This window comes from Dietzia massiliensis (assembly GCF_018390595.1).
Taxonomy (GTDB): Bacteria; Actinomycetota; Actinomycetes; order Mycobacteriales; family Mycobacteriaceae; genus Dietzia; species Dietzia massiliensis.
The window spans coordinates 38,899-50,367 of record NZ_JAHBAV010000022.1 but is presented as its reverse complement, the minus strand read 5'-3'; the positions used below and the strand labels follow the sequence as shown (position 1 = coordinate 50,367).

General features: G+C 71.9%; 10 protein-coding genes. 2 read left to right on the top strand and 8 right to left on the bottom strand.

Annotated features, from left to right (window positions below; genetic code table 11):
- Positions 1–89: 89 nt before the first annotated feature.
- From KHA85_RS08365 to KHA85_RS08340, 6 genes are all read right to left on the bottom strand, one after another.
- Complete coding sequence (locus tag KHA85_RS08365; protein WP_070722051.1) at positions 90–1,091, bottom strand: TY-Chap domain-containing protein; 1,002 nt, start codon at positions 1,089–1,091, stop codon at positions 90–92.
- An 87-nt stretch (positions 1,092–1,178) separates the two neighbouring features.
- Positions 1,179–1,994, bottom strand: a complete 816-nt coding sequence (locus KHA85_RS08360; protein ID WP_007629024.1) for an NUDIX hydrolase — start codon at positions 1,992–1,994, stop codon at positions 1,179–1,181.
- A gap of 59 nt (positions 1,995–2,053) precedes the next feature.
- Entirely contained in the window at positions 2,054–2,710 is a 657-nt protein-coding gene (locus KHA85_RS08355; protein ID WP_213185431.1) for a TetR/AcrR family transcriptional regulator, read from the bottom strand.
- The gene (locus KHA85_RS08350; protein WP_109148739.1) at positions 2,707–3,165 is read right to left on the bottom strand and encodes a DUF3817 domain-containing protein; all 459 of its coding nucleotides are present in this window, start codon (positions 3,163–3,165) and stop codon (positions 2,707–2,709) included. Before KHA85_RS08350 ends, KHA85_RS08355 begins: the two co-directional genes overlap by 4 nt.
- Before the next feature lie 84 nt (positions 3,166–3,249).
- The gene (locus tag KHA85_RS08345) at positions 3,250–5,796 is read right to left on the bottom strand and encodes a DEAD/DEAH box helicase (protein ID WP_213185430.1); all 2,547 of its coding nucleotides are present in this window, start codon (positions 5,794–5,796) and stop codon (positions 3,250–3,252) included.
- 27 nt (positions 5,797–5,823) lie between these two features.
- Complete coding sequence (locus KHA85_RS08340; RefSeq protein WP_213185429.1) at positions 5,824–6,774, bottom strand: proteasome assembly chaperone family protein; 951 nt, start codon at positions 6,772–6,774, stop codon at positions 5,824–5,826.
- A 210-nt stretch (positions 6,775–6,984) separates the two neighbouring features.
- Here KHA85_RS08340 and KHA85_RS08335 point away from each other — a divergent pair, with 210 nt between their 5' ends.
- Positions 6,985–8,310 carry a DUF4192 domain-containing protein gene (locus tag KHA85_RS08335; RefSeq protein WP_308936897.1) on the top strand — a complete coding sequence of 442 codons (1,326 nt, stop codon included), beginning with the start codon at positions 6,985–6,987 and terminating at the stop codon, positions 8,308–8,310.
- Positions 8,311–8,320: 10 nt separating this feature from the next.
- Here KHA85_RS08335 and galE read toward each other — a convergent pair whose 3' ends face one another.
- Together galE and KHA85_RS08325 are read right to left on the bottom strand one after the other, a co-directional pair.
- Positions 8,321–9,301, bottom strand: coding sequence for a UDP-glucose 4-epimerase GalE (galE, locus tag KHA85_RS08330; RefSeq protein WP_007627545.1), 981 nt, complete (start codon positions 9,299–9,301; stop codon positions 8,321–8,323).
- The gene (locus KHA85_RS08325; RefSeq protein ID WP_007627547.1) at positions 9,298–9,987 is read right to left on the bottom strand and encodes an iron-dependent transcriptional repressor DtxR; all 690 of its coding nucleotides are present in this window, start codon (positions 9,985–9,987) and stop codon (positions 9,298–9,300) included. Before KHA85_RS08325 ends, galE begins: the two co-directional genes overlap by 4 nt.
- 223 nt (positions 9,988–10,210) lie before the next feature.
- Between KHA85_RS08325 and KHA85_RS08320 the strand changes: the two genes are divergently transcribed.
- Entirely contained in the window at positions 10,211–11,443 is a 1,233-nt protein-coding gene (locus KHA85_RS08320; protein ID WP_043566431.1) for an acetoin utilization protein AcuC, read from the top strand.
- Positions 11,444–11,469: the final 26 nt, after the last annotated feature.

The following is an 11,469-nucleotide window of genomic DNA, read 5'->3' as shown; positions in this document are numbered from 1 at the left end:
CTGCGGTGACCACGGCGACGAGGGCGGCGCGACGCATGGGCACTCCTGTGGCGGGATCGGGCGCCGGGCCCTTCCCGGCGGTGCCGATCCTACGTCTCACCGGTGCCGGGATCGTCGGAGGCGCGCAGGTCGCGGGAGTTCCCGCCGGCGACTCGTCGCGCGAGATCGGGGTAGACGTCGTCGAGTTCGGCGGTGATCTCGGCGAGGTGGATCTTGAAGTTGACGGGGACGAACACCCTGTCGACGAACTCCGACTCGGCCGTGATGGTCGAGCCGTCGAACACGTACCGGCACCACAGTGAGTCGCGGTTGAGGATCGCGACCTCGGTCTCGGCCGCCGCCGCGTCCTGCACCCCGGTCACCAGCGGGCTGCGGAACACGATGAGGGGGAGGGAGCGGTGTGCGCGCACGAAGAGCAGGACACAGCCCGCGGGAACGGTGAACACGTCGTGCTCGTCGGGGTGCATGCGTCTGCGGTAGACCTCGGCGAGCGCCGCGCCCACCGCTCTGGTCGCCTGGTCGGGGTCGGTGATGGGTTGCGGGCGGAAGTCGTCCTCGTCGCCGCTCCCGTGTGGTTCCGTGGGGCCGCCGGGGCGTGCCGCGCTCGCGTCCGCGGGATCCGGGCCGGACGCCGCAGCCCGGGCGTCTGGGTCGTCGACGTCGGCCACGTCGTGGAGGAAGACCGGGTGTCGGATTCCGAAGACCTGCTCGAGCGTGCCGGCGACGAGGTGGGCGAGTTCGGTGGCCCGGTCCGTGGGCAGGGCGACCTGGGGCCCGGGTGTCGGCATCGCCGTCGCCTCGGCGTCCGCGGCCCGCCAGCCGAGCGCGGCCAGTTGCGCGAGTTGCGCGGGTCGCAGCGGGGCGGGGGCGTCGTCCGATCCACCCCCGGAGACCTCGGCTTCGAGTCGCCGCTGTCCCACCGCGGTGAAGCGGATGAACGGCGTGAGGGGCGACGGCGCGCCGAGGACGGGCACCGCCAGGTCGAAGGTGGCACCGGGGATCAGGTCACGCAGGAGATCCGCCAGGCGGGAGGCGAACCGGTCCCACCCGGCGGCGATCGACGCGTCCACGTCGAACTCGAATGCCGGCATGCTTGGCAGTCAACCATCGAGTCACCGCGCCCGTCAGCGGTTCGGGCGGTGTCCGACCCGCAGGGGCCGGGGATCGTCGGCGCCTGGTCAGGCGTTCTCGCGCGCGTGCCCCGCCTGGTGGTCCGCCCAGTACTCGTCGGAACCGTCGAAGCCCACCCGGATGCCGCCGCGGTGCTCGATGATCTCCGGCTCGATCGGTGAGATCGTGCGTTCCGCCGCCAGGGCGGCGGCGACGTCCGGGAACTCAGACAGGTGACGGAGCTGGGTCCAGGTGGGAGGGAGGAGCATGGAGTGACCCGCGCGGAAGTCGGCGAGCAGGTCGACCGGGCGCGCCCACATGGTGAGGTCGACCTCGGTGGTCTGGTCGTCGGGTTCCTGACCCACGGGTAGCGCGGCGAGGAAGAACCGGGTGTCGTACCGGCGGGGCTCGACCGACGGGGTGATCCAGTGGTCGAACGGGCGCAGGCGATCCGCGGCGAGGGACAGCTCCTCGCGGGCCAGAAAGGCACTGAACGACAGCTCGTGGGCCTCGAGCTCGGTGCGCGCCGCGTGGTACCGCCCCGCGTCGGAGACGGGCGCGCCGTCCCGGTGGTCGGCGAGGAGGACGCCGCACTCCTCGAAGGTCTCGCGGGCGGCGGCGCAGACCAGCCGCCGTGCGCGCGGTTCGTCGCAGCCGAGGCGCTCGGCCCACCACGCGGGGGCGGGGCCGGTCCAGGCGAGGTCGGGGTCGTCGTCGGCGGCGTCGACGCCACCCCCGGGGAACACGGTCATCCCGCCGGCGAAGGCCATGCCCTTCACGCGGCGCGCGACGAACACCTCCGGGCCGGCATCGGAGTCGCGGATCACCATCACGGTGGAGGCGTCCTTGACGGGGCGGGCGGTGGTCTGGTCAACCTCGGTCATGAGGTCAGTCTCGCCCGCCGCATAGTGACACGCGCCACCGGGGTCCGCTCACGGCCCCGTCAGACCGTCGAGTCGACGCCGTCGCCGGGGTCCGACGTGGGGCCGCCCTCGGGGCGGTCGGTCAGTACGCCGTAGAGGACCCGCCGGACGTGCACCTCGAGTTCCCTGCGTCCCTCGCTGGCGGAAGAGCGCTCGACGCCGCACCGCACGAGGGTCATGTAGAGGACGTCGAACACGGTCTGGGCGGCGCCGGCCATGTCCGCGGGTGTCACCGCGCCGCCCGCGTACCCCGCGAGTACGGCGGCGATGAGCTCCCGCAGCTCGCCGAGGATGCGTTGCGCTTCGGCCCGGTGGGGGCCGGCCTCCCCGAACAACGTCTCGCGGTGATAGGCGGCGATGTTCTCCGGCTGCCTGTCGAGCGCCACCAGCAGGGGCTCGCACAGGACGACCAGGTCCTCGACCGCGTCCCCGGTCTCGGGAACGGACTCGACCATCGCGCGGAACTCCTCGTTGGCGACCATGCACAGGAGTTCGCCCTTGGACTGGGCGTAGCGGAAGAGCGTCCCCGTCCCGACCTCGGCGCGGTCGGCCACCTGCTGGGTCGTGACGGTCGAGTAGCCGTGCCGGGAGAACAGTTCGAGGGCGGCGGCGTGGATGCGCCGCTGCTTGTCGGCCTTGTTGAGCTCGCGGCGGCCGGGTTCGCGGGTCTGGCTCACGAGAACCACTCGGTGGGCGGGCCGGCGGTGACCAGCAGCGAGAACACGATCGCCACCACGATCAGGGTGACCAGCAGCGCCACGACGGGCGAGCGTAGCGCGAAGGCGAGTACCCGGTCCGCCGGGCCGTCGGGCCGGTCGCCGCCCGGGCCGAGCCGCCACGGGCCCTCGAGCAGGCCACGGCGCTCGACGGACCGCTCGAACGGGACCGTGGCGTACGGGATCACCGCCGAGGCCAGACCGAGGATCCCGGTGCCGGCGGACCAGCGCTTGTCCGTCCACACCGCCAGGGTCGCCACGACGTAGCACAGGAACACGAATCCGTGGACGCCGCCGCCCACCGAGGTGGCCCAGTCCTGCCCGAAGCCGTATTTGCCGATCATCCCCAGTATCAGGAGAGTCCAGGTGACCACCTCCGCCAGAGCGAGTCGCTTGTAGAGAACGCGGGGGGTCACAGCAGGCCTCCAGTCATCGGGTGGGGGTTCGTCGGACATCGTACGGTCCCCGGTCCGGTGGGCGGCCCCCCGGTCGGTGGCGACTCACCCGTGAAGTGCGAGTGAGGCGAAGCGGACCTCGCCGGCCTCGTCACTGGCGGCGAGATCCACCACACCCTCGATCGCCCAGCCGTGGTCGCCCTCGGGGTCGTCGAGCACCTGGCGGACCCGCCACGTCCCCGGCGCCACCGTGGGGCCCGACTCGCTCACGGTGAACAGCGCCGGGCCCCGCGCGGCGGGCCCGGTCCCGATCTCGTCGTACTCGTCCCAGTACGCATCGATCTCCGAGTCCCAGTCGGGGTGCTCGGGCACGTCGGTGTCCAGTTCGGCGAGTCGTTCGATGTCGTCGCGGGCGAGCAGTTCGACGCGGCGGAACATCGCGTTACGCACCATCACCCGGAACGCCCGCGAGTTCGCCGTCACCGGGCGGGTTGCGCCCGCGGTCTCGCCGAAGGCCAGCTCGGCGACCCGCTCGGAGGACACGTCGGGATCGGTGAGCAGCTCCCACTCGTCGAGCAGGCTGGAGTCGACCTGCCGGACCAGCTCGCCCAGCCACTCCACGACGTCGTCGAACTCCTCGGACCGGCGGTCGGCGGGGACGGTCTGGCGCAGCGCGCGGTAGGCGTCGGTGAGGTAGCGCAGGACGGCGCCCTCGGACCGGCCGAGCCCGTACGCCGAGACCAGGTCCGAGAAGGTCATCCCGCGCTCGACCATCTCCCGGATGACCGACTTGGGGGACGGTTCGATCCCGGCCACCCACGGGTGCCCGGTCCGGTACGCGTCGTAGGCGTCGGCGAGGAGGTCGGCCAGAGGCTTGGGCCAGGAGATGTCCTCGACCAGTTCCATGCGCTCGGAATACTCGACACCGTCGGCCTTGAGCGCGGCGATCGCCTCGCCGCGTGCCTCCCGCTGCTGGGCGTAGAGGATCGGGCGCGGGTCATCGAGAACGGCCTCGATGACGGAGACCAGGTCCAGCTCGGGCGTCGGGGAGTCGGGGTCGAGGACCTCCATCGCCGCGATCGCGAACGGCGCCAGGGGTTGGTTGAGCGCGAAGTCCCGTTGGAGATCGACCGTCAGCCTCACGTGCCGCCCGTCGTCGTCCGGTTCGACCAGGCGCTCGACGATCCCGGCGGCCTCCAGCCCTCGGAACAGCTCGATGGCGCGCAGGACGTGGTGGCGCACCCGCGCGCGGGTCTCGTGGGAGGACAGCAACAGGTGCCGCATGTGGTCGTAGCAGCTGCCCGGCCGGGAGATGATGTTGAGCAGCATCGAGTTGCTCACCTCGAAGCGGCTGGTCAGCTGCTCGGGCCGGGCGCCGACGAGTTTGTCGAACGTGGACCGTGACCAGTTGACGAAACCCTCCGGGGGCTTCTTCTTGGCGGCCTTGGCCTTCTTCTTGGGGTTCGCGGCGGCTTTCGCGGCAACCTTGGCGTTCTCGATCTCGTGCTCGGGGGCGAGCACCACGACGAATCCCTCGGTGTCGAAGCCGGCGCGTCCGGCGCGCCCGGCGATCTGGTGGAACTCGCGCGCCTTGAGCACGCGCTGTCGGCGGCCGTCGAACTTGGTCAGGCCGGTGAACAGGACGGTGCGGATGGGGACGTTGATGCCCACGCCGAGGGTGTCGGTCCCGCAGATGACGGTGAGCAGGCCGTCCTGCGCCAGCCTCTCGACCAGCCGCCGGTACTTGGGGAGCATCCCGGCGTGGTGGACGCCGATGCCGTGCAGCAGCAGCTTGCGCAGGGTGCGGCCGAAGGCGGTGGTGAACCGGAAGCCGCCGATCTCGTCGGAGATGGCGGCCTTGCGCTCCTTGGCGGCCACCGCGAGCGAGGTCAGCGCCTGGGCCTGTTCGAGCGCGGCGGCCTGGGTGAAGTGGACGATGTAGACGGGGGCTTTGCCGTCGCGCAGCAGCAGCTCGACCGACTCGTGGACGCCGGACAGCGCGTACTCGAACGAGAGCGGCACCGGGCGCTCGGTGCCGCCGATGTAGACGCACTGCCGACCGGTGCGCCGGTGCAGGTCCTCCTGCAGCCAGTCCACGTCGCCGAGCGTGGCGGACATGAGCAGGAACTGGGTGTCGGGCAGCTCGATGAGCGGGACCTGCCACGCCCAGCCCCGGTCGGGCTCCGAGTAGTAGTGGAACTCGTCCATCACCACCTGCCCGATCTCGGCGCCCGCCCCTTCGCGCAGCGCGATGTTGGCGACGATCTCGGCCGTCGCGCAGACGATGGGGGCGTCGGCGTTGACGGCGGCGTCGCCGGTGAGCATGCCGACGTTCTCGGCCCCGAACACCTCGCACAGCGCGAAGAACTTCTCGCTCACGAGCGCCTTGATAGGCGCGGTGTAGTAACTGCGCTGACCGCGGGCCATCGCGACGAAGTGGGCGCCGAGGGCGACCAGGGACTTGCCTGACCCGGTGGGGGTGGCGAGCACGACGTGGCTCCCGGCGGCCATCTCGAGTACGGCCTCCTCCTGGGCCGGGTACAGCGTCAGACCCCGGTCCGCGGCCCAGGCCACGAACGCGTCGAACACCGCCTCCTCGTGGAGGTCGGCGGGGACGTCGTCGAGATCGGTGAGGAGTTGGGGCAGCTGCACCCGGCCGAGCCTAGTCGCCGGCGGGCGTCACCCGTCGCGTTGCGGGTCGTCGCCCTGCCCGCCGTCGCCCGTCTGCTGGGCGAGGAACCGCTCGAACTCCGCTCCGATCTCTTCGCCCGACGGCAGTGGCTTGCCGCCCGGGTTGAGGGAGTCGGAACCGAGGCGCGTCTCCATGAACTCGTCGTACTGCTTCTCCATGAGCTCCACGGCGGTGAGGATCTCGGGGCTCTGCGCGATCTGCGCGTTGACCTGGGCGGTGAACTCCTCGGCGGCCTTCTCCAGCTCGGCGGTGGGCAGCTCGAGGTCGGCGATCTTGGCGATGCTGCCGACCAGGTGCAGCACGGCTGCCGGGTAGGCCGTCTGCGACAGGTACTGCGGCACGTGCACGGTGAAGCCCGCGGAGGGAATCCCGTGTTCGGCCATCCGCAGCTCGAGCAGGGAGGTCACGTTGCCGGGCACCGAGAACTCGCCGGGCCAGGCGGAGAACCCCTTGATGAGGTCCACATCGCTGGCGTGGGCGCTCGAGTTGGTGGGCCGGGTGTGGGGGACGCCGAGGGGCATCGCTCCCAGCCCGATCGACATCCGGACCCCGAAGGACCCGGCGAGGTCGATCACGGACTCGGTGAAGCCGTCCCACTTGAGATCCGGCTCGAGCCCGGACAGGAGCAGGAAGGACGTTCCGTCGGAGGCCTTGACCGCGTGCATCTGGATGGTCGGCTCGTTGTAGTCCGCGAAGCGGTCGAACGAGTACTTGAGATGCGGGCGGCGCGAGCGGTAGTCCACGAGCTCGTCGACGTCGAACTCGACGATGAGCTGGGAGTCCAGGCTCTCGCGGAGATGCTCGGACACGCCCTGGATCGCCAGTCCGGCATCGGAGAAGCCCTCCAGTCCGTGCACGAGGACCGGCCCGCGGCCGTCCTCGGAACGCAGGTCGGGAACGGGTTCGATCAGTCGGTACAGATCGCTGTGCCTGGCCATGTCGACTCCTCTCGTCACCACACCCCGTCCGTCGGTGGCGGGGTTCGCCCGGTCGTCCATCCGGGACGGGGGTTCACCACTGTCACAACGTCACCACCCGCGAGATGATTCCCGCGCGATCCCCACAGGCCCCGTCTCCCTCCACAGGCGGCCGTCGGTCCGGCGTCCCGGGGCGGGGAGCGGCCGCCGGGGTGGCCGATGGTGGGTCCGGTGCACGACACCCGCGGACCGCGCCACGACGGGGCGTGGACGCGCGAGACGAACGGGCGGCGAGCGATGACGACGGGCGAGTTGAAGGACGAGGGCGGCACGGACGGGCGGGCGACGGTGGTGATCACCTCGCCGGAGGAGCTGATCGCCTCGATACCGGCGATGCTCGGCTTCCCGCCGGGGCCGGGGTCGGTGGTGATCCTGTGCGGTCGCACCGCGGACGGTGGACAGGGGCCGGTGGTGCGGATGGACGTCGACGGGCTGCTGGACGACGGCCGTGGATTCCCCGGGGACGACGACCTCCTCGACGACCTCCTCGACGACCCCGACGACCCCGACGACCTCGCCGACCTCGCCGACCGGTTCGACGACGACCCGCTGGACGGCCTCCCCGGTGACGCGGGCGACCCCGGCGACGCCGCGATCGGTCGTGTCCGTCCGGCGATCGACCCCGGCCCGGCGCGGGGACTCGCGCGGTTCTGCGCGCGGGAGGGCATCGACTCGGTGCACCTGGTGGTGGTCCACGAGAACTGTGCGGACGGGTATCTGGCGGGGCTGCGTGCGGAGGACGCCGCGTCGGCGTTCGAATACTGGCTGGGCGAGGCGGGCACCGGGGTGGAGGCGGCCTACGGGGTCGGTGAGTTCGCCGAGGGGGAGCCGTGGGTGGATCTGTTCGGGATGACCCGGGGTGTGCAGATCGACCCGGACACGACGCAGATCGCCGCGGTACACGCGTACGACGGCCGCGTCCGGGCCGGCTCGAGGGACGAGATCGACCGGCTGTACCTCGTCCGCGACCCCGACGCGTGCGACGAGGACCGCCCGGATGACGCCGTCGTGGGCGGTGCGGGAGAGGTGGATGCGGCCGGCCCGGCTGGCGGGTCCGCAGGAGGACGCGACCGGCGCGCGGAGCGGGCGCGCGCGGTCGCGGCGGCGGTGGAGCGCCATGACGACGCCGCGCGTCGGCTGGGAGTGGGGGAGGAGGTCGACGACGACGAGCTCGCCGCCATCGGGCGGGACCTGCTGGTGATCGCCGTTCGTGACGAGATCTACCGACGTCTCGCGCAGCGGGGGCTGGGCGATCGCGACGGTCGGCGGCTCGTGTGGTGGGCGGTCGCGCGTCGTCGGCCCGCGCGCGAACGCTCGGTGGCGCTGTTGCTGTTGGGTGCGGCGTCGTACTTCGCGGGCAGCGGGGTGCACGCGTGGTCGGCGTTGTCGGCCGCCGTCGACGCCGACCCGGGCAACAATCTGGCCCGGTTGCTGCTGCAGGGGCTGCACCACGGGATGGCGCCCGAGCGGCTCAGGAGGGTGGCGGCGACCGCCTGAACCGTGCCCGTCAGCGGGGGGCCGAGTGGGCGCGGTCGCCGAGCGCCCCGGTGAACGCCCAGGCGTCCTCGACCACCGTGCGCAGGTCCGTCCGGGTGGGGTTCCAACCGAGCTCGGCGATCGCCCGGGCGCTCGAGGCCACGAGGACCGCGGGGTCGCCGGCGCGCCGGGGGGCGACGACGTCCGGGATCGGGTGCCCGGTGACCTCGCGGCACACGTCGATCACCTCGCGGACGGAGAATCCCTCGCCGCTGCCGAGATTGAGCACACGGTGGACCCCCGGGGCGTTGGACTCCAGGGCCAGCAGGTGGGCGTCCGCGAGGTCCGCGACGTGGATGTAGTCGCGGATGCAGGTGCCGTCGGGGGTGGGCCAGTCGTCGCCGAAGACCTTGATGTGGTCCCGGTGACCCAGGGCGACCTGGAGCACCAGCGGGATGAGGTGGGTCTCCACGACCCGGTTCTCACCCGCGCCGTGGTAGGCGCCGGCGACGTTGAAGTAGCGCAGGCTGGTCGCGGCGAGTCCGTGCGCGACCGCGTACGAGGTGATGGCGTGGTCGATCGCCAGCTTGGTCGCCCCGTAGGTGTTGGTCGGCCGGGTGGGCATGTCCTCGGTGATGGGCACCTGCTCGGGCTCGCCGTAGGTGGCCGCGGTGGAGGAGAACACGAGGTTCCCGACACCGGCCGCCCGCATGGCGTCCAACAGGGCCAGCGACGTGACCACGTTGCCCTGCCAGTACTCCTCGGGCTTCTCGACGGACTCGCCGACGAGCGAGCGCGCGGCGAAGTGCAGCACGCCGTCGAAGGACGGGTCGAGGACCTCGCCCGCGCGGGCGGCGACGTCACCCTCGAGGAAGGTCGCCCCCTCGGGGACGCCGTCCCGGTTACCGGTGGAGAGGTCGTCGAGGATCACCACCTCGTGCCCGCGCTCGATGAGGACGGTGGCGCACACTCCGCCGACGTACCCGGCCCCGCCGGTGACGAGGAGTTTCACGACAGGATCTCGACCTGGATGGCGTGGGCGTGGTCGCCGTCGAGTTCGACGGTGCGGCCGTCCCCCGAGTCGAGTTCGACGAGGTGCCCGCGGCGGGTCGCGGTGACGGTCTTGAGCGGCTCCACGCCGGCGGCGCGGAACTCGGAGATCAGGTCCGTGTCGATCTGCACGTTCTCGCCGATCGCCCGGATGCGCACGGTGTGCGGTGTGTCGGTGGGCAGCGCGGAGAGCCGGACGTGGTCGCCATGGTCGAGCGTCGACTCGGCGTAGCCGATGCGGTCCAGACCGGGGATCGGATTGCCGTAGGGCGACGTCCGGGGGTCGTCGAGCACCTCGATGAGACGCCGTTCGACGTCGTCGCTCATCACGTGCTCCCACCGGCACGCCTCGGCGTGGACCTTCTCGAGCTCGAGCCCGATCACGTCCACCAGGAGCCGCTCGGCCAGGCGGTGCTTGCGCATCACGTCCACCGCGAGCTCGCGCCCGGTGGCGGTGAGCTGGAGGTGCCGGTCGGGTGCGACGAGCACCAGCCCGTCGCGCTCCATCCGGGCCACCGTCTGGCTCACGGTCGGGCCGCTCTGCTCGAGGCGCTCCGCGATCCGCGCCCGCAGCGGGATCACGCCCTCCTCCTCGAGTTCGTAGATGGTGCGGAGGTACATCTCGGTGGTGTCCACCAGGTCCTTCACGCTGCAGTCCTCCACGTCTGGATTCGAATCGACATCCCGGTGGGTGACGACACCGACCGGGTTCTCACACCGAGACTACCGTCGGGCCACCGACCGGGGTGGGGAGCCGACGTTCATCGGCCGCCCCCGTCGTCGCCGCGTAGATTGTTGAGGTGATGTACCCCACGGATCTGGCGGGGTGCGCGGGCCGGGAGAGACCCGGTCCGACGAGAGGGCGGTGGCCATGGCCGGGATCGCGGACGGCGTCGAGGCGAAGGTGGTGTGGAGCCCGTCGCTGCTCGAGTACCGACACTCCGCCGATCACCCCATGAGTCCGAGGCGCCTCGACCTGACCATGTCGCTGGCCACCGAACTCGGCGTGCTGCAGGGGGTGGAGTTGCTCGATCCCGGCACGGCCGGTGACGACGAGCTGCTGCGGGTGCACACCTCGCGCTACATCGACGCCGTGAAGGCGGCCGGCGACCTGTCGCCGGGGGAGCACGTCGGGATGAGCCACGGTCTGGGCACGGCCGACAACCCGACGTTCCCGGCGATGCACGAGGCCAGCGCGGCGGTCGCCGGCGGCACGCTGACGGCCGCCCGCGCGGTGGCCAGCGGGGCCGCGACGCGCGCGGTCTCCGTCGCCGGCGGGATGCATCACGCGATGCCCGCGGCCGCCGCCGGATTCTGCGTGTACAACGACGCGGCCGTGGCGATCAGCTGGCTGCTGGACAACGGTTTCGACCGCATCGCCTACGTCGACATCGACGTCCACCACGGCGACGGCGTCCAGACCGCGTTCTACGAGGATCCCCGCGTCCTCACGGTCTCACTGCACCAGCACCCCGCGACCCTCTGGCCGTCGACGGGCTGGGCGTCCGAGGCCGGCGTGGGCCGCGCGGAGGGCACGGCCGTCAACCTCGCGTTCCTGCCCGCGGTCACCGACGACCTCTGGCTCCGCGGTTTCCACGCCGTGGTCCCGGGCGTCCTGCGCGCGTTCGAACCGCAGATCATCGTCCTGCAGGCGGGGTGCGACTCGCACCGCGAGGACCCCCTCGCCGATCTGTCGTTGACCGTCGACGGACACCGGCGTTCATACCTTGACGTCATCGCCCTGGCCGACGAGCTCTGCGAGGGGCGCCTCATCGCGGTCGGCGGCGGTGGCTACGAGCTGGTGCGGGTGGTCCCGCGCTCGTGGACCCACCTCATCGCGGCGGTTCTCGGGGCGCCGGTCGACCCGGGCACGGCGATCCCGGAGGGGTGGCGGTCCGCCGCCGGTCGGCTCACCGTTCCCGATCGGGTCCCGAAGGTGATGGGCGACGGCGAGATGCCGACGTTCGCACCGTGGGAGCCGGCGGGCGCCGACCGCGGGGTCGAGATGGACCGCTCGCTGGCCCGGCTGGACCAGTCGATCCTCGACACCCGTCGCACGGTCTACCCCCTGCTGGGGCTCGATCCCGACGACCCCCGGGACTGACCGCTTCTCGAGCCCCGTCCGGCACG